Genomic DNA, 22,751 nt, shown 5'->3' with positions numbered 1-22,751 from the left:
GACCAGCCCTAGTTATATATTTTGTATGATCATGAACCATCAGTTCTTTAACTTTTCGTAATCCCGTCTCGGCTTTGTGTATATATGATCGAATGCCGAACGATGGCCGTTCTCTTTACGTTCTATTCGATTTAATCACTGCTTCTTGCCGTTATATTCATAAAAACCCTGTAAAAGTCAATATCGTCAAAAATCCGCTTGAATATAAGCGGTTCGGATATAAACAGGAATAACCGGCATTCACGATAAACATGCCTGGAATCCTTCATCCTCATTAGCTTCATAAAACTAAGTGATGAGGGGACGGAACCCTTTCTTAATATGCGTTTTTTGAAGCATCTCTTTATTATACTTCATTTTGGCTTGGAATTTAAAATGTAGAATAGAGGTTTTGAAGATGATGAGTGTGAGATTATACATATTCTTGGTTAATGGGAAGAGCCATTCCCGCGGGAATGGCTTTAAAATATGAAATTAGTTAATTTTCATTTCATTCTTCCAACTGTCCAACTTTTTGTTGATGAATGTAACAAAGGTATGATTTTTTTGTAAATTGAATAGAAACGCTGACTTTTCCAAGTACTCTTTTGCTTCTTCAAAGTTACCTACGAGTTCAAAATTATACCCTAAATGGTAATGTAAATCCGCTAAAGCATATAATTGGTCATGTTCGAGGCACCACTTTATGGCATCTTGGCAGCAGGCAATGGACTCTTCGTATCGGACCAGGCGTGTTAACACTCTGCCAAAGTTATAGGATAGACGTGTCTTAAGCGTTTTATCCGTCAAAAAGGGCAGGGCTTTCAAGTGATCTAAAGCTTTCCGTAACAAGGTGAATGCATTTTCGTACTGTTCTTCGGCAACATACATTACACCAAGGCTGCTTAAGATTTCAAGCTCCCGTTCCGAATAAATTTTGTCTGTCGTATGGGTAATGGCTATGGCCTGATTAATGAAATCGATGGCTTTATCCAAATCTTTATTTTTTTCATATTCGTATATTCCTTTGTGCCAAAGAATCAATTGATGATTCTTTTTATTCTGAAGAAAGAGGGGACTGTTTTCCTCAGCCTTTACAATTTGCTGCATTTCCTCATAATTTCGGGTTCTTCTGGCTATTTTTAATTGATAAATCACTTCTTCCACGTAATCCAGCCTAGGGGTCATTCCAATATCGAAAAAATAGTTTACATCAACGCCTAAACGTTGGGAAATTAAATAGAGAGTGGATGCATATGGATAGACATCGCCTTTTTCAATCTTACTTATCTGTGCTTGTGTACAAATACCGGTTGCCAACTCTTCCTGGGAAAGCCCGATTTGTTTACGTAGCTCTTTGATCTTTTGTCCAACTGCAAAAAAATCCATTTTGATTCTCCTTAAAATATGCCTAGAGTTATATTTTGTTATGAAAAATCGGTGAAAGCGGTATGTACAGGTCCTGAACGGTTTAAATAGATTCTTTAGTCGAAATATATGGTTTTAAGAAGTGTGGTTAAATATAACTATAGAATTTATTTCTATTTTAACCAATATTTTTTTAAAAGAAAAGGAGGAATGACCTATGAAAAAAAGTACTAAAGCATTAGTCGTATCTTTTCTTATCATCGCTGCTTTTGTTATTGTCCCAAGCGAATTACCAGGCCTTTACGCAGAACTTCCAGGTTTATATAAATAAGTAAATGAAGCTTACTATTACTGATTCAAGCATCTTCAATTGAAGATGTTTTTTTGTTATCATTTTGTGAATGATTATTCTTTTGCGCATATTCCTGTAGTTATAATTATCTATGAATGGGGAGTGTAAGGTTCATTTGGTAGGCGTGGAAGAAACGTGAGGCTAGTTTGTTACGCCTATTTCCTTTTAATGATTTTGTTATAGTGTAAATAACAAAACGGAGAGAGGTGTAAGGTTAATGATTGATATTAATATGAAAGTTCAACCCTCTTTTTACGATGATGAATGTGCCATTGTGTTTTCTTTTTATTTTGATAAGGCAACAAGGAATATTGGTGAAGCTGTGGTGTACACATGCCAAAAATCAGATGAAAAAGAATACAGCCAAGATTATATAGATACAGATGTACAAGAAAAAGTCGCCTATATTAAAGAGTTTTCCATTGCGGATGAATATCAGGCAACCTCAATGAAGAAGATTAAACATTTTTTGAATGTAATCGGTATCAAAAAATGTGTGAAGCACAACCTTCAGGGAAATGAAGTCGCGTTTTAAACGATAAAAACTCATGACATCCCATATGTCATGAGTTTTTACCATTTAAATGAGAGTTTTGAGCATTCATTTTCTTTTTGATGAAATCACTCAATTGTTTCCTTTCACTTGGTTTAGCGTTATTTGTTCTTTCAAAAAATTTAAAGTGTTGTTTATTTCTATTGGATTTCATGATGTCTCTCCTTTTCATTTTTTATTTACCCACATTTTTTTAATTAAAACGTGATTTGCTCATAAAGGGATAAGAATAATGATCAAAAAGATCATGTGATTATTCCTAGAGTTATATTTTCATCTGTCAATCCCTGCATATAAGGATTAATTAGATGATAATAAGTGGTAAAGCCTAAATATGGAGGAATTTCGCGTTTTATCATACTTAAAATAAATGCTAAAATGGTCCGAATATCGGATTTTTCATTAGAAACATCAGTTTCTAGTACCCTAAAGTGAAGAGGGTTGAAGAACTCTTTTCGATGGCCCCCGAGCACTTGCTTGGGGGATTTTTTTTTCTTTGGATAATTTGTCCACTTTATTTCTATAATATGTTTCGTTTTGTTTGTATATACATGGGTAAATATAAGAAACAAGATGAATTAACCTGTGTTCATCGCAGTTTAATCGGAGGAATATATTTTATGGATGTGAAAGTGAAGAATGATCCCACGAAGCGAACTTTCCAGCAGTTCATTTTTCCATTTACGCTTGAGGGAAAAATGATTGAAAAGTTTGTGGAAAAATTGCTTGAGGACAATTTCGTTTTTTTGAACTTGAAAGATATGGAACAGCAAAATCAATTTTACGGCGGCCATAAAGTTTCACACCGTAAATTGGAAAAGTATTTCATGCCATACATCGAGCCGATTTTATTTCCGGGTCATGCAAAACAGAAGGAAGGCTTGCGGCGTTTCACGAAAAAACTGGATATTGATTGTACCTTCGAATCACCCTATCTAAATACCCCATTTATTATTAACTCTATAGATATCTTCATATGCCCATTTCATATTGGCATGATGAATCTTCGTGTTACTTTACCTGAAGGGCTTTCACATAATGATGTGCTCTATTTTGGCGATACATTTAGAATCCTCGAACCGATTGCTGATGATGAAGAAAAAACGAAAGTTGGCTGCCGGGAAAGTCAGTATGAACAGGTGAAGGATTTCATCTTCAATGAACTGTTGCCGCCTATTGAGGAATATATGGATGAAGAACAAGCGGATCCGACCTATTTTGGGAGTTTGCCCTTTTTCATCGATGAAAGAATGTATGTGATCAGTTATACGGCATTCCCTGAGAATCGTGATATTTCTAAAAATGATTTATTCCGGATCAGTGAGCTGAACGGGTATGACAATGATGGTGAGCCATATATAGGCGCATTAAACCCTGATTATATAGAAAAGTATTATCAAGAAAGGGTATATGACAGGTGGGGCAAGGAAACCTATTATGTAACTAGCATGTATCATTTCGCGTGTGTCACGAAAGCGACAGGTAAACTGGAACAGGAACTGGCGAGCGAAATGTATGGCCAGCATTTTTATACAGTGTTGCTTTTCTTTTATTATAAAATCGTGCTGCTCAAATTGGCTCATGAACATTCCCAGATAGATGTGGAAAAAGATCAATCGGATACGGAACAGCTGATTTACATGATCACTGAGTTTTCTGCAAAGTACTTATTCACTGAAGTGAATAGTACGGCAATCGGAAAAGAGCTATTCAAAAAAACGGATGAAACCTTCAGGATTGCCCCTCTCTACAGAGAAGTGAAGGAAACTCTTTCCTACCTTTATCAAAATCAGGATAAACTGTCTGGGAAAAGCAGTAATTATCTCTTGCAAATACTAACGATTTATACGGTGATCTCCGGGATATTCGGAATGAATCTATATATTGAAGATTGGAAAGGGAAATTACCTTGGAAAGCTTATATGAATTACTCCTTATACGAATGGGTAGCTGTCATTGTGACGACAAGCGGCCTAGTCATTTCTTGCATCCTGGGCTTTTTCTTCTTGAAAAAATGGCTGCAAGAGAAAAAAAGCCGAAAAAAAAGAATGCTTTAAAGTCCTGTACAATATGTACAGGACTTTTGTTTTAGAAAAAACATGGTTAAATAGAAAAATGAAGAAATTCGGCATATGAAATCCCCCATTTCCCTAATATTTTGCTAAACTATAGGTATATCATTCTAACTATTCATTAGGAGGAAATCATGAAGAAACTAGCTTTAGTTTCCAGCTTATTGTTGATGAGCGTATTGTTCCTGGCCGGTTGCTCGGATGAGCCAAGTCCGGAAGAGCGCTTTGCGGCATACACGAAGCTTTGGAATAAACAAGATTTTGCGAAGATGTACGAGTATCTGTCACCTGAGACAAGGAAAGAAATCAGTGCGGATGAATTCGAGAAGCGTTATGAAAAAATCTATACGGGCATTGAAGCCGACCATTTAAAGGTGGACTATAAACAGCCAAAAGAAGAAAAAGATCATAAAGATGGAGAAAAGGTAATCCTTGCATATACCGTTGATATGTCCACTATGGCGGGTGATGTCAGCTCTGACCATAAAGCGACACTTGTCAAGGAAGGGGAAGGCGAGGAAGAAAATTGGTACATCAAGTGGGATGAAAGCTACATATTCCCTCAATTGGAAGCTGGTGAGAAGGTATCGGTCGAATCGTATCCAGCCATTCGCGGGGAAATTGTCGATCGAAATGAACGCGGTCTTGCCATGAATGGGAATGTGGCAGAAGTGGGAATCGTGCCAGAGAAAATGGCCAACGAATCCGAAACGGTTAAAAAGGTCGCTGGGATCCTCAACATGTCCACTGACGAAGTGAATCAGAAATTAAAACAAACATGGGTAAAGCCAAGCTATTTCGTGCCAATCAAGAAAATGTCAAATGATAATACCGCAACTTTGGAAAAGCTATTGAGCATTGCCGGTGTATCTGTCAATAATACGGAAGAGCGCATATATCCGTATAAAGAGGCCACTGCCCATCTAATCGGATATGTCGGTGAGGCATCGGCCGAGGATCTGGAGAAATTGAAAGGTAAAGGATATACCGCAAGTGATGTGATTGGCAAGCGAGGTCTTGAAGAAGTGTTGGAAGCGCGGCTTAAAGGCAAACCTGGCGGTAAAATCTTCATTAAAACCGAAGATGGCGAAGAAAAAGTGATTGCTGAAAAGCCTGCTGAAGAGGGAGAAACAATTACATTGACAATCGACGCCGAGCTTCAAAAGGATATCTTCGAGCAATATAAGAACGAAGCTGGATCGGCATCGGCAATTGATCCGAAGACAGGCGAAACGCTTGCACTTGTTTCAAGTCCGTCATTCGATCCTAATAAATATATTTTCGGAATAACGAAAGCGGAACAAAAAGCGCTTGAAGAAGACCCGAAAAAACCACTTCTGAACCGCTTCAGTTCGACGTTTGCACCTGGTTCAACCATTAAGGCCCTCACTGCAGCGATCGCCTTGAAAAATGGTGTGGATCCGAAAGAGTCGATCAATATTCAAGGGAAAACGTGGGCCAAATCGACATGGAAAGATCATTCCATTACAAGGGTTTCGGACCCTGGAGTTCCAATCGATATGGAAAAGGCATTAATTTATTCAGACAACATTTACTTTGCCCAAAAAGCTCTCGGGCTTGGAAAGGAAAAATTCACGAATGGACTCAAGGCTTTCGGATTTGATGAGTCTTTGAATTATGATTACCCGATCAAAGCATCGAGCATTGGCAAGATCGACAGTGAGGGAAGATTGGCAGATGCCGGATATGGTCAAGCGCAAGTTCAAATGAGCACGCTCCATCTCGCCATGACCTATTCAGCCTTCTTGAATGAAGGAAACATTCCTGCACCTTTCTTGATAACAGGAGATAAAATAGAAAAGAAAATATGGAAAGAAAATGCGATATCAGCAGACCAAGCGAATCAGGTCACCAAGATGCTGACACAAGTAGTGGAGCATCCTAAGGGAAGCGGACATGGAATAGCTGATCTTGGCATCAAAATCGCTGCCAAAACGGGAACTGCTGAAATCAAGGCATCCAAAAACTCTGACGGAACAGAAAACGGCTGGTTTGTTGCCATGGACACAGAAGACCCGGAACTTCTCATGGCATGGATGATGGAAGATGTAAAAGGACGAGGCGGCAGCCATGTCGTTGTCGACCAAATGAAACCGGTGTTGAAGAAGTATTTAAAGTAAAGAAAAAAGTCACCCATCTGAACTGGGCAAGCATTTAACATTAAAAAGCAGGACATTGGCTTCTTCCATGTCCTGCTTTATTTTGGTTGTGGATTCTAATTTGTGGCAGCAATGAAGCTGGATTTAAAGGAGAATGGGACGTGCATACAGAATGTAAAAAGGGAGTTCAATAACTTGCAAGTACACCCGGGACCCCGTGGACCTGAAATCATGATTTTTGCAGCAGTGACATCATTCAGGACGTGCCGATGGAATGAATAGGATTAATTCAAAAATCCTTGAAAGATGAATAGAATGGGAATGAGGATGAAAAGGAATGAAAAGATTAAAGTATTTGTTTATCGCTTTCTTTATCACTTTTTTTGCATTTCCTTCTCATGAAGCGACGGCAGCAGAAGAAAATAAGACGATGGAAGTGAAACTGAAGAATTATTTGGGCAATAGAACCAGCGCCGAAATAACGGCAACCGGTGACTACCGTACATCAGGGGGAGAGGTATTCATTAAGGCGGGGGAAAATCTGACTTTGAAAGTGGAGTCGGCTAAACTTGCCGTATACAAAGGTTCTAAGAAAAAGGGATCTTATGCTACTTTTAAGGTAATACCAGTTAAACCTGATTCTTCATTGTCCATAAACGGCCGTCCGTATCAAGGCTCATTTTCATTTACAGCGGAGGATGGTTACATGCGGCCAATCAATACTGTTTATATGGAAGATTACCTAAAGGGCGTCGTCCCGCTGGAGATGCCTGCACTATGGCATGCCGAAGCCTTAAAAGCACAGGCGATTGCCGCCCGGACCTATGCACTTCGCCATCAATCCACAATAATTGATGATACGGTTTCTTACCAAGTATATGGCGGGGCTGCCGGTCACTATCGAACTAATTCTGCCATTGAACAGACGAAGGGCATGGTAATCAAGCATGATGGCGAAATAATCGAAGCGTTCTTTTCTTCAAGCAATGGAGGAATGACCGAATCGAATTCAAATGTTTGGTCAAGTGGAACCCCCCTTGCATATTTATCTATAAAAGAAGATTTCTATGATCCGAAAACCAGTTGGGAGATAACGCTGGACAAGCAGCAAATCGACCTTTCAAAAATGGACTTATCTAAACCGGAAGAATGGTGGACAAGTGTAGAGGAAAAAGATAAAACGGTTGTGCCGAAGCTTAAGGCCTGGCTGAAGAATAATGGATATGCGCAGAAAGATATTAAAATAACGGAGATTCCCTTGTTAACATTTTCAGATGAGAAAACGGGAGGCCGCGTAACGAAAGGCTCCATCCAATTGAATTTCTTTGTAAGGGACCTCGTTGATGACCGGGGAAAGCTTTTGCTGCAAACGGTTAAGCTTACAAATGTAGCAGCTTCCAAAATCAGGGGCATGGTGGGGCAAGAGGTGATGAAAAGCTATCTGGTTGACCATTCATCCTCCGATCACTCCAAAATTTCTATTAAAGGATCAGGATATGGGCATGGTGTCGGGCTAAGTCAATTTGGGGCGAAAAACAGAGCGGAAGCAGGACAATCCTATCTAGATATTTTGGGGTTTTATTATCCTGACACAACTATAGAAAGGGAATATGGACCAGGCGCTGGAACAAAAACGGATCTTGTCGCTAAGTCAGAACCGAAATCAGTAAGCATGAAAGCACAAACGGATCATGTCAATGATGAGGTTGGAATCACATACTCCCTAAAAGAAGATACTGTGGTAACACTTACGATTACAGATGGTAAAGGAAAATCTATAGCTTCTCCAGTCCGTGACCAAACAAAGAAAAAGGGAACCCATTCAGCAATCTGGAACACAAAAGCGGTGAGTGACGGTACATATGAAGCAGAAATATCAGCAATGGACCGCAACGGGAATGTAGGTTTGGCATCAATGTCGATTAAGATCAGTAAAGATACGTCGGCACCGAAAATCACCGATGTCAAAACATCGGGTGACTATAGTACCGAGAAAGCGAACATAACATATATAATTAATGAAAACGCTAATGTAACAGTGAAAATTAAGAACAGTAAAGGTAAGGTTGTTGGTATCCTTTCTGAAAGGCCGTTCAGTAAAGGCAGGCAATCCGCAACATGGGATTTCCAAAATATGTCCAGCGGGATATTTACGGTGACAATCTCAGCTAAGGATAAGAGTGACAATCAGAAAACCATTTCAACGAAAATCTCGATTAGGAAGACGACGGGAATAGTGACAGCAAGGGAAATATATATTAAAGAAAAAAGAAATGCATCTTCTGAAACGGTTGGGAATCTATATAGGGACCAATCAGTAACGATTTTGGCTCAACAAGATGAGTGGTACAAAGTGAAAAAGGGAAACCAAATTGGGTATGTATTAAAAAAACATATAAAAAAATGAATGAGCAGGACGTCAATCATGGCGTCTATTTTTGCTCTATTTTTTATGGCATCAAGGCTCTTCACCAAATTCACGAGTAAAAGGCGGGAACTCACGAGTAAAGGTGGAAACTCACGAGTAAATGCACCAAATTCACGAGTAAAAGGCGGGAACTCACGAGTAAATGCACTAAAATCACGAGTAAAAGGCATAAATTCACAAGTAAATGCACTAAAATCGTGAGTAATGCCCCTGAACTTCGCCATAACGTGAATTAACGGACCTCAATCAAAATGAAAATGATAAAAGAGGAATGAATGCATTCATTCCTCTTTTGTTTTATGCTGACCGGGTGTGAACGGAATTCCGGCGGCTTTTGTGATGATTTTTGAGATATCGGTGTTTTCAATGACTCCATCAAAGGCTTCACTGCCTGGACCCGAGGCGAAAACGGGAATCATATTGGCAGTGTGCCCTCCTGTGGAACTGGCCGCCCGTATGCTTCGATCGGCTACGCCCGCCTTATGGTGCCTGGCGATGGTGCTACCGATTTCCCAATCGATTTGATGCTTAGGATAGACAAGCGTTTTATTCTTTTTAACGTTATCGATGAATTGATCGACTTCCTGATCCGTAAGGGATATATGTGCATACTTCTTGAATGTGGAAACGACACTTTCTGGATTGATTTCATTATTTTTATCGAATGTAAGCTGTTTGGACATATATTCAGATGAAACCCTGATTTTTTTCAATGCCGTGATATCCATTGTTTCAGAAGCGGAGGTCCCCATTGTTTCATGGTCTGCAAGTACAACGATCAACGTATCATTACGATTTTTTGCCCAATCTACAACCTCTTTCACGGTTTGATCAAATTCGATCGTTTCTTTCCATATTCCAGTGATGTCAGCTGCATGCTCCATATGGTCAATACGCGCACCTTCGGCCATCAAGAAGAATCCCTTATCACCCGGGGATAAAATATCCAAAGCTTTGGATGTCATTTCGGGGAGGGATGGCTCTTGGGAATGTAATACTTCTTTATCCAGTTTGAAATTCATATAAGTAGGGTGAAATAATCCTAAAAGTTTTGCCGGATTATTAATGGAACTAAGTTCTTCTTTAGTCGTCGTAATCCCATAGCCAGCTTGTTTAAACTTGGCGATTAAATCCTCGCCATTCTGCTTATCCGCCTTGAAATAGCTGGCACCACCGCCGAGAATGACGTCAATCCGGTTATCAAAGAGCTGCCTTGCGATATTTGCGCCACCTGTCCAGCGGTTAGGCACACTTGCACCAAAGGCAGCGGGTGTGGCATCGACTACCATATTAGTTGAGATGATCCCGACTTTTTTGCCCTTGTTCTGAAAGGCATCCAAAACACTATCCACCTCGGAACCATAGGCATCGACACCGATTGATTCATTGTTGGTTTTTATACCAGTGGCAATCGCCGACCCTCCTGCTGCCGAGTCAGTGACGTAATTATTGGCGGAATAGGTGCGCATCAGGGCGACATGCTCCAGTTTTTCCAAATGTAGTACACCTGTCTTTCCGTATTCCAATTGCCGGGCAATTTCTATAGCTCCTAGCCCCATGCCGTCGCCAATCAGCAATATGACATTCTTGGGGGTGTTTCTTGTTTCTGCTTGAATGGGGGAGCTCATGCAAATAAAGATAATTATAAGAACGAATAATCCAAAGCGATGCGGCTGTACGAGTTTGTATCCGGATGTCTTATTCATCTGTAATCCTCCAATGGTGAAAGTCTTCCTATTATTTGTTTAAATCGATAAAAAAACCCCTCCCTGAAATTCAGGATATAAACTAAGCTTTTTAGCCTGGTTAGCCGCATCAAGTCGGTTTTTGTATAATTTGTCTTTCAAAAAAATAAAGAATTTCTATATAATTACAATATGAAGGCGATAATTTATAAACAGTAAATACATAACTGATATAATTTCACTAAAGGTCAATTGAAATAATAGGAGAGAAAAACCCTATGCTATCCAGTATGAAAAAGTTCTTCAAAGATGGTTCTAAAGACTTGAAGAGAATTTATAAGTTGGTAGAAGAAGTGAATCGGCTAGAGGGTAAATATGAAAAATATTCAGATCTGGAATTAAGCGGAATGAAGGATAGATTTAAAAGCATTTTGGATGCTGGTGACAATATTTTGGAGATACAAGCTGAAGCTTTTGCGGTCGTGAGGGAGGCTTCCAAGCGAGTATTGAATCTTAGGCACCATGATGTTCAGCTTGCAGGCGGTTTTGTCCTGAGTGAAGGGGGCATTGCCCAAATGAATACGGGCGAGGGGAAGACGCTTGTCTCTACATTGCCTAGCTATTTACATGCACTGTTAGGTAATGGTGTCCATATAATAACGGCAAACGAATATTTGGCCAAACGTGATAAAGAGTTAATGGGACAAATTCTTGAATTTCTAGGATTGACGGTTGGTTTTAACATTTCCCAAATGGGATCTTCGGCGAAGCGTGAAGCATATGCGGCAGATATCACGTATGGGACGGCAACGGAGTTCGGTTTTGATTATTTGCGAGATAATCTGGTTTACCGAAGGGAAGACAAGGTTCAAAGAGGTCACCAATTTGCCATTATCGATGAGGTTGACAGCATCTTGATTGATGAAGCGAGGACACCATTAATCATTGCGGGCAGGGCAAACGACGGAACCGAGCTACACCGGATCACGGCGCAAATCATGAAGGCATTTATAGAAAAGGATGATTACGAGATTTCCATCGAGTCAAGGTCCGCCTTCCTCACGGATCAAGGTGCTTCCAAGATTGAAGAGGCCTTTGGCATCGACAATTTGTATGGAATGGAACATCAAGAGTTATTACATAATGTAACACAGGCGCTGAAAGCGCGGGCAATCATGAAATTGGATGTAGACTACATTGTCATCGATGGAAAGATTGCAATCATCGATAAATTCACAGGCAGGGTGATGGAAGGGCGAAGCTTCAGTGACGGGCTGCATCAAGCCATCGAGGCAAAAGAGGGATTGGGGATTTCCGAAGAGAATGAAACACAGGCTATGATTTCCGTCCAAAATTATTTTCGATTATATCATTCAATGTCTGGGATGACAGGGAGTGCCATGCCATCAAAGTCTGAATTCCAGGAAATATATCAGCTCCCCGTCATTGAAATTCCAACTAATGAGCCTAATATTCGAGTGGATGAGGATGATTTGCTTTATAAAAATGAAACCAGCAAAATCAACAAAATCGTCACGGAAGTAAAACGGATCCATGATGGAGGCAGACCTATCCTGATCGGGACGACCTCCATTGAGCAATCTGAAAAAATTTCGGTTCAACTGGATAATCGGAAAATTAAACATCAAATCCTTAATGCGAAGACGGAAGAGGATGAAGCGGAGATCATTGCGAATGCCGGGCAAAAAAAACAAGTGATGCTGGCTACCAACATGGCAGGGAGAGGAACGGATATATTACTTGGGAATGATGTCAAGGAATTGGGCGGACTTCATATTATCGGGACGGAGCGACACGAAAGCCGACGGATCGATATGCAGTTAAGAGGACGTTCCGGACGGCAGGGTGATCCTGGTTCAACACAATTCATCATTTCTTTGGAAGATGATTTGTTTAATTACTATGATGAAGAAGAAATGGGACGTTATATCAAGAAAATCAAAACGGATGAAAATGGGTTGGTTCTGGGCCCTGCACCCGATAAATTCGTTAAAATGGTTCAGGAAACGGTAGAGCAGATGCATCAATCAAGCCGATACCATTTATTGAAGTTGGAACATGCAATAAATGAGCAGAGCAAAATCATCTATGCCATGAGAGATCGGATTCTTGATATGGAGCCTGGACGGATGTCGGTCATTTTACTTGAATACATCGTAAAATACATTACTCGGCTCACAGTGAAATATGACCGTGAACATATAGCGGAGCCTGATTCCTCTGCCTTTATTGAAGAGCTATCCCTTGTTTTGCTGTCGTTAGGTTGGCAGGAAAGTGATTTGAAGGATATAGAAGGCCAAATGGAAGGAAGGGTGTTGGAGGCTTTAGGTGAATTGGAATCGAGACTGGTGATCTTTCAAGACGATGCAGAATGGGGAAACCAGTTGCGCGCTTTCATGCTGCAGCACATCGATACAAATTGGATGAACCATTTAGATGAAATGAACAGTTTGAAGGAAGGCATTGATTTAAGCGGATATGGTCAACAGGACCCATATGCGATGTTTGAAAAAGCAGCTCTCAGTCAATTCAACCTTCTATTAAGTAAAATTGAGGCGGAGATAAGCATCCGTTTTATGGAATATATGAAAAGTAACCAGCAAGATGCAGCTTCTTTGGAGGGGGAGGAACGATGAGTTTATTTGGAAAACGGGATAATGTAGCTTCAGATGTAAATAAGTTAGCAGGTCAGGATGACACCGTTCGTACTGTCCTGATTTTTCATAAGGGGTGGGATATTTCCAAGCAAGAGGAATATGTATATAAATTCCACCATCAAAGGTTGTCTGCATTAAAACCGAACCAAATTTCAATATCCGGCATCAAGCTGACTAGGGTGGAAGATGATGTCATCATAGTGGCTTTTCTACGAAATTCAATAGATAAAGCCATCAGGTTTGATATCGTGGATTTACTGTTAGTTGATGGAGATGGAAAACTCCTTGCGAAAAAGACATTCGATCTCACAGAGCTTGGTGAGATACCGGCACTTTCAAGCATGCCATGGCGTTTCTTGTTCGAGGAAGGCGATATTTTGGCGGAATCGATTCCTGATGAAGGTTGGAAGATTGCTTTTGAATGGAAGAGAAAGTAGAAAAACAACCGCAAGAGTCTAGCGGCAATCGCAGCTTTTTTGCCGGAGTGCCAAAGAAAAGCCCTCATCCTTTTAGTGATGAAGGTTTTTTGTTTATAAGGGAAGTCAGTAGCACCAAATATTTATGCCATTTTCCGTGTGCAATTTCTCATAAATGGCAACGCTAAGTAATATTTATAAGTAATCTTCCGCAATCAGGCCTAACTAAGGCTTGGAAATAATGAAGAGGAAAGTGGCAGGAGCATGAAGAATAACAGTAATCAACGATTGAAGGAGAGGCTATTGGAATTATTGTCATTCTCAATCGTGGCCATACTTTTCATTTATACGAATGATAGGATGGGTAACGATCTTTCTATTGGAATAATTACGATAATCATCGGTGCTGCCGGTTTTATTGTTTATTTGAAGGAATGGATATCAAATGGAATTGTAAAGGGCATCATTTTTTCAGTTTTCCTTCTTTCAATCATGTTGTTTTTCCTTGGGGACATCTGGTTTTATCGTTATTATTCAACACCTATAACATCCTATATGTGGATGCAAAAAAGCAATCTGAATGGGCTTGGTGAAAGTATTTTCAGTATGATGGAAATGAAGGATGCAATCTTTCTTCTAGCAGGCATTCCAATTGCTGAATCTTTTGTGAAGAAAAAATACCCCCTCAAGCATATGGCACTCGTGCCGGCCGTAATATTCCTGATGATAGCAGGATTAAAACCGGTCAAGAATATCTTTATCGATAAAGTGGATATAACCCGGCGTTATGAGGCAAATACATTCTTACGAAACTGGGGACCTATCGGCCATCACGCATTGGATGCGTATGCCTATTTTACTGACTCGGGAAGGGATGAATTGTCATCGGAAGAAAAGAAGGACGTTTCTGATTACTTCAATAAAAAGAAAAGAAAGGAAAATGCCCATTCAGGGTCCTTGGAGGGGAAGAATCTCATTATCATCCAGGTGGAATCTTTACAGGCGTTCCCGCTCTTTCAAACCAGTGCCGGGCAGGAGGTCACGCCATTCATGAATGAACTGGCGAAAGGGGGATTGTATTTCCCGCATGTATATCCGCAGACGGTATTTGGAAATTCATCTGATGGAGAGCTTATCGTGAATACCGGACTATTTCCTTTAAAGCAAGGTGCGACCTTTTTTCGGTTCCCATATAATGATTTTCCTGGTCTTGCCAAGGAATTAAAGAAGTCGGATTATCAAAGTTTTGCTTTCCACGGAGATGAAGAAGACTTTTGGAACAGGCAGCATGCATATCCCTCGCTAGGTTTTGATGACTATCTTTCCATAGAGGATATGAAGCAGGATGAGTTGATTTCGATGGGCTTGGGAGACCGCAGTTTCTTTAATCAAAGCTATGATTTCTTAAAAGATAAACAAAACCCCTATTACGCTTTTTTCGTTACTTTGACCAGCCATGTACCTTTTTCACTGCCGAAGGAACAGATAACAATGAAGCCTGAAGTTGGAAAAGAAAATAATTACCTGACTAAATATTTCGAAGCCATTCATTATACAGATTCAGCTATCGGGGATTTCGTGAAGAAGTTGAAGGATGACGGGAAATTGAAAGACAGCGTGATTGTCATTTACGGAGATCATGATGGGCTATTCTTAAAAGATAAACACGAGGTTGAAGCGTATTACGGTAGTAAAATTAGCGATGAAGAGTGGATTGAAAAATATATGCCCATTCCCGTGATCATTTATCAGGAGGATATGGAAGGGAGAACGATTGATAAGGTGGCGGGCCAAATCGATATTCTGCCCACTCTATATGATTTGTTCAATATAAAGAGTTCTTCATACTTTGGAGAGAGCATGCTGGATGGCGAAGAGGGTGATGCTTTGATATTAAAAGGGGATTATGGTTCTCAAATGAAAATAAATGGGAATGGCAAGGTCGAAGAATTTTCACCAGAAGATCAAAAGGAGATTGATCTGAGTGATCAGGTGATACGTTCCGATTACTTTAAAAAAATTGAGAAAGAGGTAAAAAAAGAGGATGACTGATAAAAGTCATCCTCCTTCCATTATAATCCTAAATGTGTTTTAACACGATTTTGGGCTTCAAGCTTTGTATCTTCTGGAACGATGTTGTACCAAACGCCATCCACCCGTTGATTGTCACCTTCAAGTGTATATTGTTCAATATTTTTGAGGGATGATTTGTAGTTATTTTGAATGCTCAACATTTCATTGAAACTTAAATTGGTTTCCACGTTTTTACCTAAAGCTTCGAATATATCGCCATAATTGGTAAGTGTTGATAGGCTTGCCCCTTTTTTCATGACAGCTTGGATAACTTGGCGTTGTCGCATTTGCCGTCCATAATCCCCTCGGGGATCTTCTTTACGGATTCGGGAATAAATCAAGGCCTCTTTACCATTTAAGTCGATTGTGCCTTTGTTGAAGGTATATCCTTTATAGGCAAGGTCCATATCATTATCGACCGTGACACCACCAACGGCATTCACAATATCCTGAAAGCCTTCCATATTCATTTTGACGTAATAGTCAATCGGAATATCCAAATAGGATTCCACTGTATTTATCGACATGGCGACTCCGCCATATGCATAGGCATGGTTCATTTTATCATTTATACCTTTACCGACGATCTCTGTACGCGTATCTCTCGGTAAACTCAATAACTCAATCGATTCTTTTTTAGGATTAACGGTCATGACAATCATCGTATCTGATCGACCTGAGTCATTTTTTCTTTCATCCACACCAAGAATTAGTAATGAAAATGGATCTTGGCTTTTGAACTTGATGTCCTCTTCACGTTTATCCGTTTTATGGGCTGTACCCTGCATAGTGCTGATCGCACCAGCTAATGATTGATAAACTGAAGCGCCATAAACACCTGCGCCAATGATAAGGATAAGAAGGGTGAAGCCGATTATTTTAAACGCTTTGCGTTTCTTTTTCTTTTTTTTATGTTCGGATCTCATTTAATATTCCTCCCTTAACCATCCCACAAAATGGAAGGTGTGAAAAAGTACCTAGTCGGTATTTTTAACTATACCTTTTTTTTGTCAAAAATAGAATAGTTTCTTTTTGTAGTTAGAGTGCATATTTACCTTTTTTCATTCAAAAAAACGAAGGATTCTGAATTCCTTCGTTTGCACAGCATTCATTTTTTTCCAAAATTGTATAGCGGAGTTAAAGAAGTTATGATTCTTTTACATGAATTTGCCAGACTTTTAGAGAAAGTCTGGCAAGTAAATCTTATAAACTTTTATAACCGATGATTTTACTTTTGAAATAAGAGTTTGAAGTAGTACTGATTGTTACTCCCTTACTTGATGAGGCGTGAATGAATTCCCCGCCGCCCAAGTAAATTCCCATATGGCTTATGACTGATTTATTGGAACCCGTTGCAAAGAAGATAAGATCGCCGCTTTTCGGTGAAGTAACTTTTTTGCCCATATCATAGTAGGTGGACGATGAAAGCCTTGGAACATCATACCCAGCCTTCTTGAACGTATAGTAGATGAATCCGCTGCAATCGAATCCTGATGGGGAGGAACCTGCCCACGAATAAGGTGTGCCAATCAATTTCTTTGCTTCGGAAACGAGCTTGGCCACTTTGTTTCCTGAACTTGGCGCTTCCACTTTTCCACCATCTTTTTTATCTGCAGGGGCAGTGCTTGCCGATGTACTTAATTTCAGTTTTTGACCCACTCTGATTAGATCGGACTTTAATGAGTTGATTGATTTAAGCTGGGCTACAGTCAAGTTTGTTTTTCTGGAAATCTTGGAAAGAGTATCACCTTTTACCACAATGTATGTAGACGAATTGGCTGGGGTCTGTGTACCATTGGATGGTTTGGAGCTGCCGGGTAAATCAATGGTAGTATTGGTGGTTGATTTGGATACGATAAGTTTGGCGCCTGCATAAATTCTATCGGATTTTAAGTTATTCATTTTCATCAATTCAGCAAGTGTAAGGTTATGCTTGTTTGCTATCCTGGTTAAGGTATCACCTGAAACAATGGTATATGTGGTTTTCTTAGTTGTTTTCACGGAAACAGAAGAAGCATTTGATGTTGTTTGGGAGTTGGGTGTAATTAATTTTTGATTGATTCTCAAGAAGTCTGATTTTAAGTTATTAAGCTGTTTTAAGTCTTTTACCGTCGTATTATGCTTCTGGGCGATTTTACTTAGGTTATCACCGCTTTTGACTGTATATGTACCGGCAAGGGCAGGAGAAACAAAAGTAGAAGATAAAATGGCTAATGTCGAAAATGCGACAACACTTTTTTTCACGGTTTTCCACCTCGAATATGTCTTTTTCCCTATTCTAACAAAATAAATGGGTGTGAACATATTACATTTTTGTTACAAGGGGAAAATAGTAGTATTTTACTGGTTTATATTGGTGGCGTTCGAGTATTGTAATCTACAATATTTTCTATATTGTGAGTCTTTTTTCACATTGGGTAGTTTTGCGTTTTAATTTGTCATTTTCTGTAAAAGCATCTTTGTTTTTAGAATGTGCATTTTAAGTTTCATTGTCTTTAAAAGCTCCTGAATTAAAACAGGTGAAGAAAAAAATTTGGTTTTCTATTTTTCCAATTCTTCAGTGTGACGAAAGCCAGCTAACTTCAGTAGATTATGGGCCGTGGTTACGGTACCAAACTCCGTTTGGAATTTTTTAAGCGTCGAAGTGGAGAGCGAAGAAAAGAACGATTGCCCATGACATGACCAAAGACACTCCATACATCGATTTTTCGTTTTTACATTTCCATTTTAATGAACAATTAGAACTATTCTCTCGTGGATATAATATAAAGTCTAATTATAACCTTGCGGTTATTGGGTTGTTGTATTGAGTTCCTTATGTTCATCATATGCCCAGTTACTTGTATGACTTTGTATCTTCGCTATTGTTCCATTAAACATGTATTATAAGGAATTAAAGATTCAAACTCTTCTTCTAAGGGGGAGAAATGGTTTTCCTCACAGCCATAGCCGACAGCGGCAACGACGTTTTGTTTTTGGGGACACATGTGGAATCATGGGCTAAAGCCAAAACTATTTATTCATGGTTTTTCTTTCCTCTTGATTGGAGAGTGGTAATGAAGTTTGTTCCCATGTTATAATTTCCTGTAGCAATCTATTAATTGCTGGTAAAAAACTCGGCCTTTCGTAATGGTTTGTTGGTAACATCATTTTAGTAAAAGAGCGATTTTTTTGTTCATTAATTTCGCTTGCGAGGTTAATAACGTTCCCAGGCCTTGTACATGGCCCCTTGTTAAAAAAGACATCCAACTTAATGAGGCAGAAAAGTCAGTTAAGGATGAGAAAACCAAACTCTATAAATGTTTTTCTGTTCCTTATCTGTTATTGTTTGGATAGCTAGGTCTAATGTTCTGCTCTTTTAGTATTAGGGGTTAGTTATCGCAGTGGCCATCATAAATTTAAGTGAATTCGAACATAGGGGGACCTATTCCTAAACTTCACTAAAAAATTATATTAATTAAACTTAGTAACATATTTAATTCAAACAATGATTCTATAGTTATTAATTCAGGAGGTTTTAAAATGGAAAGTCGCGCGACGATGTTTTGCGTATTAAACTCATTGGACATTAATCGGGGTGGAATGACAAAGGCCGCACTTCTGCAAGCAAACTTATTTGCAGAATTAGGTTATGAAACTTACATCCTTACCTTTAACTTCAATCCCCGTTATAATACGATCATTCAACAACTAATTAAACAGGGTAAGATCGACAAACGTATCAAGCTTTTGAATATGTATGAATCGTTAAGCCGTACAAATAGAAGTACGTTACAGCAGAAGGAAAATGAAACCATTAAACGGATTGAAGAGTGTAAGGCAGTATTGGACAAACGTGCCGGTTTTAATGCTTATAGAGCATATGAGAATGGTTTATATACAACCTATATAAATTATGATAAAGAAAACAGAGTTAGTTTCCTTGATTACTTTAATGAACAACGTTATCGTACAAAACGTGAGGAGTATGATGAATTCGGCTATCTAAGGAAAGTAGCCTACATGGATTTTGAATTGAATAAACCAAGGCAAATGATCTATTTTGATGACAAAGGACAAGCTTACTTGTCCGTATGGTCCAACCCTAAGAATGGAATAGCCAACCGAGTAAACCACTTCAACTCAAATGGTGTGCTCCTATCCGTTCATACGAATGAGTTGGATTTAAAAACCCAATGGGTGGAGAGCATCATAAAAGACTATGATTACCCTGTTTTAGTTTGTGATGCCAGAACATCCGATCCAGTCATGATGAATGTCAAACTGGAAAAAGCAATTAAAATATGGAGACTCCATAGCAATCATGTTAAACCGCCATATGATGTGGACGGTGAAATTGGTGTCAAAATCGCTCCTACTTTGGAAGCCATCGATGAACTGGATGTAGCTTTGCTATTAACGGAATCCCAAAAGGTTGATTTGGAAAAACGCTTTGGGAAAAAAGATAATATTCGGGTAATTCCTCATTATATGAAAGATTTTGCTGAATCCGGGTGGTTCAGCACTTTTAAGAAAGCTGATAACTTAGCTGTCATCATTAGTCGATTCTCCACTTTAAAAAGAATCGACCATTCAATAAAAGCCTTCAAAAAAGTAGTCGACCGTATACCCAAAGCTAAACTGGAGATATGGGGCTTAGGTGATGAAGAACCGAATTTAAGAAAATTGATTAAGGAACTGGACTTACAAAACCATGTCTTCCTTAAAGGATATACGAATAATCCGGATAAGCTTTATCAAAAAGCTTTGTTCTCTGTAGTAACAAGTAAAAGTGAAGGCTTTTCATTAGGCATTCTGGAAAGTTTGTCAAATGGTTCGCCCATTATTAGTTACGATATTAACTATGGTCCACGGGATCTTATTCTTAATGAAGAAACTGGATTTATAGTAGAGAATGGCAATATCGATCAACTCTCCGAGAAGATGATTTGGATGTTTGAAAACAAAAAAGCGGCTTTGAATATGGGTAAGAATGCGGTTAAGGATATGAAAGAACGATTCAATGAGCAGCAATATACAGATAAATGGGTTGACACAATCGAAACGGCGGTGAAAAATAAAAAAGCTAAGCTTGGCATTTACGCATAATAAATGACTAAATAGAGCTGACTTATAGTTCCTGAAATAAAACAGGTGACGAAAAACATTTCGTTTTTCGTCACCTGTTTTTCTATTTTTATAAATCTTCATCGTGAGTAGCTGGAGATAGCCAGCTACAGGGATGGCTACGATACCAAACTCTATTTGGACTTTCGTTAAGCCCCGGTTTTATTTAAAAAGGAAATCAACTAAATTCCTGCTTGAATTTCCTGTGGAGTATTCATTCCATTTTTGGTTAAAGGAAGCGATCTTCATTAATGAATGATCGGCGGTACGGATTTTCCTTAAGAGCTCTTCTGTGGAGGATACCACGGGTCCGGGCATGGAAGATGAGTAATCCTCCCAGAATCCCCGTTCCTGGACATACTTTTCTAAGTCATATGCAAAGAATATCATGGGTCTTCCCAAAAAAGAGAATTCAAATGGAATCGATGAGTAATCGGTTATTAAAAGATCCGTACTGATCAGCAGCTGATTAACGTGAAATTCACTATTGACAGGGTAAATGAATCCTGGGAATTTATCTTGTAAATCATGCTCTGCTTTTACAGCTGGATGCAGCCTTAGTAATAACGCATAATTTTCGCCCTTAAGTTCCTTGAAGAGCAATTCCAAATCAAGAGCAATCTCTCCGGTGTTCAAGCCGTAATTACGAAATGTAGGGGCATATAACAAGATTTTCTTATGCTCAAGTTCTGGATACTTGGCCAGCAAAGCATTACGGGCAGTCCTTTTTGATTCATCATTAAAAAAGAAATCCGTCCGAGGTATCCCGGTCCTTAGGATATGGGATGCCGGCAGTTGGAAACTTTCTTGATAAATCTCGGCCATTCTCTCTGAACCTGCCGTAACATAATCGAATTTATCATATACCTCAAAAAATCTTTTCCTTGCACCGGCTGAACGGTTTTTAATGGAAGGGTCTTTTGCTCCGAATTGCTTTACGGCACCGGCCGCATGCCACACTTGCACGCATGTCACTTGCTTTTTGAATGAAATGGCTGAAAGAAAGCCGAAATAATTATCGATGATGATCCATTTTGATGTAGCCAGATGATAAATCGATCGGATCATGGCACTGATATTTTTTGACTCAAACGGAAGGACGATGGTTTCCCCATCGTCCTTAACTTGTATAGAACTGCTTGATTTCATTAAAAATACCTTTTGAACGTAAATGTCCTGCTTGTCCATTTCATCTGCGATATATTGGCAATTGTCCCCGAATGATGTGACAAAGGTCGTTTTGTCATGTAAAGGGAAAAGTTTAAAGATAGAGAATAAAACTTTGAAACAAAAAAGATAAATCCCTATCGCGAATTCTTTAGCCATTAGTAACTTGTAGAAGGTCATCTTTAATTTGGGAAGTCGAAATGCCGATTGTCCTTGGAAGGTAGACCACTTCACAAACTTCGGATAATTCATCGAATTGGCCTTTCCAGTCATCACCCATTACAAAGATATCCACACCTTCACGAATGATGTCTTCCTTCTTTTGTTCCCAATTGTCTTCAGGTATGACTTCATCCACATAACGAATTGATTCGAGGATCATTTTTCTGTTTTCAAAGCTGTGATAAGCTTTTTTATCTTTTAAAGCATTGAATTCATCCGTAGAAATGGCAACAATCAGGTAATCCCCTAAATCTTTAGCGCGTTTTAATAGATTGATATGACCCCAATGAAGCAAATCAAAGGTTCCGTAAGTGATTACTTTTTTCATTTTTATTCCTCCTGTACAAATGTATATATATTTTTAATCTTGATGGTCGCAAAAAAAGACTTCGTTATTTATAAATGATAAAGCTTAGATGTCTTGTCTATCTAATTATAACAAATAAAATTTACAATTGAACCACAAAAATTTTACAATCCTGTTAGATTATAAAGATAAAGTTATTCGTAATTTGGAATCAATTCTATTATT

The 22,751-nt window shown here is 39.1% G+C and carries 17 protein-coding genes; 10 read left to right on the top strand and 7 right to left on the bottom strand.

The features are described 5' to 3' along the window. Positions 1 to 92: 92 nt before the first annotated feature. Positions 93 to 233: a hypothetical protein gene (locus J7I90_RS13430; RefSeq protein ID WP_214772280.1), complete on the top strand. Its 141-nt coding sequence runs from the start codon at positions 93 to 95 to the stop codon at positions 231 to 233. Positions 234 to 474: 241 nt separating this feature from the next. Here the strand turns inward: J7I90_RS13430 and J7I90_RS13425 are convergent, their stop codons facing one another. Then, positions 475 to 1,368 carry a helix-turn-helix domain-containing protein gene (locus J7I90_RS13425; protein ID WP_214772278.1) on the bottom strand — a complete coding sequence of 298 codons (894 nt, stop codon included), beginning with the start codon at positions 1,366 to 1,368 and terminating at the stop codon, positions 475 to 477. 548 nt (positions 1,369 to 1,916) lie between these two features. Between J7I90_RS13425 and J7I90_RS13420 the strand changes: the two genes are divergently transcribed. Continuing rightward, complete coding sequence (locus J7I90_RS13420) at positions 1,917 to 2,234, top strand: hypothetical protein (protein WP_214772275.1); 318 nt, start codon at positions 1,917 to 1,919, stop codon at positions 2,232 to 2,234. 28 nt (positions 2,235 to 2,262) lie between these two features. On the opposite strand, the gene J7I90_RS13415 is transcribed toward J7I90_RS13420, so the two are convergent. Further along, complete coding sequence (locus tag J7I90_RS13415; protein ID WP_214772273.1) at positions 2,263 to 2,406, bottom strand: hypothetical protein; 144 nt, start codon at positions 2,404 to 2,406, stop codon at positions 2,263 to 2,265. 466 nt (positions 2,407 to 2,872) lie between these two features. On the opposite strand from J7I90_RS13415, the gene J7I90_RS13410 reads away from it, so the two are divergent. The 3 genes from J7I90_RS13410 to J7I90_RS13400 all read left to right on the top strand — a co-directional run bounded on the left by J7I90_RS13410 (position 2,873) and on the right by J7I90_RS13400 (position 8,851). Further along, positions 2,873 to 4,309 carry a hypothetical protein gene (locus tag J7I90_RS13410; protein ID WP_214772271.1) on the top strand — a complete coding sequence of 479 codons (1,437 nt, stop codon included), beginning with the start codon at positions 2,873 to 2,875 and terminating at the stop codon, positions 4,307 to 4,309. 149 nt (positions 4,310 to 4,458) lie between these two features. After that, on the top strand, positions 4,459 to 6,465 hold the full coding sequence (locus J7I90_RS13405; protein WP_214772269.1) for a penicillin-binding transpeptidase domain-containing protein: 2,007 nt from the start codon (positions 4,459 to 4,461) through the stop codon (positions 6,463 to 6,465). A gap of 316 nt (positions 6,466 to 6,781) precedes the next feature. After that, positions 6,782 to 8,851, top strand: a complete 2,070-nt coding sequence (locus J7I90_RS13400) for a SpoIID/LytB domain-containing protein (protein ID WP_214772267.1) — start codon at positions 6,782 to 6,784, stop codon at positions 8,849 to 8,851. A 302-nt stretch (positions 8,852 to 9,153) separates the two neighbouring features. On the opposite strand, the gene J7I90_RS13395 is transcribed toward J7I90_RS13400, so the two are convergent. Then, positions 9,154 to 10,578: an alkaline phosphatase gene (locus J7I90_RS13395; protein WP_214772265.1), complete on the bottom strand. Its 1,425-nt coding sequence runs from the start codon at positions 10,576 to 10,578 to the stop codon at positions 9,154 to 9,156. A gap of 257 nt (positions 10,579 to 10,835) precedes the next feature. Between J7I90_RS13395 and secA the strand changes: the two genes are divergently transcribed. The 4 genes from secA to J7I90_RS13375 all read left to right on the top strand — a co-directional run bounded on the left by secA (position 10,836) and on the right by J7I90_RS13375 (position 15,703). Next, complete coding sequence (gene secA, locus J7I90_RS13390) at positions 10,836 to 13,214, top strand: preprotein translocase subunit SecA (protein WP_214772263.1); 2,379 nt, start codon at positions 10,836 to 10,838, stop codon at positions 13,212 to 13,214. Beyond that, positions 13,211 to 13,672, top strand: coding sequence for an SLAP domain-containing protein (locus J7I90_RS13385; RefSeq protein WP_214772261.1), 462 nt, complete (start codon positions 13,211 to 13,213; stop codon positions 13,670 to 13,672). Before secA ends, J7I90_RS13385 begins: the two co-directional genes overlap by 4 nt. After that, positions 13,657 to 13,839 (top strand): hypothetical protein, encoded by a 183-nt coding sequence (locus tag J7I90_RS13380; RefSeq protein WP_214772259.1) that lies wholly within the window; start codon positions 13,657 to 13,659, stop codon positions 13,837 to 13,839. The genes J7I90_RS13385 and J7I90_RS13380 overlap by 16 nt, the downstream gene beginning before the upstream one ends. Positions 13,840 to 13,915: 76 nt before the next feature. After that, positions 13,916 to 15,703: an LTA synthase family protein gene (locus J7I90_RS13375; RefSeq protein ID WP_214772257.1), complete on the top strand. Its 1,788-nt coding sequence runs from the start codon at positions 13,916 to 13,918 to the stop codon at positions 15,701 to 15,703. Between the two features lie 20 nt (positions 15,704 to 15,723). Here J7I90_RS13375 and J7I90_RS13370 read toward each other — a convergent pair whose 3' ends face one another. Then, positions 15,724 to 16,650 (bottom strand): LCP family glycopolymer transferase, encoded by a 927-nt coding sequence (locus J7I90_RS13370; RefSeq protein WP_214772255.1) that lies wholly within the window; start codon positions 16,648 to 16,650, stop codon positions 15,724 to 15,726. Between the two features lie 277 nt (positions 16,651 to 16,927). Then, a complete protein-coding gene (locus J7I90_RS13365) occupies positions 16,928 to 17,968 on the bottom strand; it encodes a C40 family peptidase (protein ID WP_214772253.1) in 1,041 nt (346 codons plus the stop codon). 1,278 nt (positions 17,969 to 19,246) lie between these two features. Here J7I90_RS13365 and J7I90_RS13360 point away from each other — a divergent pair. Continuing rightward, entirely contained in the window at positions 19,247 to 20,812 is a 1,566-nt protein-coding gene (locus J7I90_RS13360; RefSeq protein ID WP_214772251.1) for a glycosyltransferase, read from the top strand. A 180-nt stretch (positions 20,813 to 20,992) separates the two neighbouring features. Here the strand turns inward: J7I90_RS13360 and J7I90_RS13355 are convergent, their stop codons facing one another. Beyond that, positions 20,993 to 22,156 (bottom strand): CDP-glycerol glycerophosphotransferase family protein, encoded by a 1,164-nt coding sequence (locus J7I90_RS13355; RefSeq protein WP_214772249.1) that lies wholly within the window; start codon positions 22,154 to 22,156, stop codon positions 20,993 to 20,995. Continuing rightward, a complete protein-coding gene (gene tagD / locus J7I90_RS13350) occupies positions 22,149 to 22,547 on the bottom strand; it encodes a glycerol-3-phosphate cytidylyltransferase (RefSeq protein WP_214772247.1) in 399 nt (132 codons plus the stop codon). The genes J7I90_RS13355 and tagD overlap by 8 nt, the downstream gene beginning before the upstream one ends. Positions 22,548 to 22,751: the final 204 nt, after the last annotated feature.

It is taken from the genome of Bacillus sp. ISL-57 (assembly GCF_018613135.1).
Classification (GTDB): Bacteria; Bacillota; Bacilli; order Bacillales; family DSM-1321; genus Peribacillus; species Peribacillus frigoritolerans.
The sequence above is the reverse complement of the archived record's forward strand: the minus strand, read 5'-3'. Positions and strand labels throughout refer to the sequence as shown.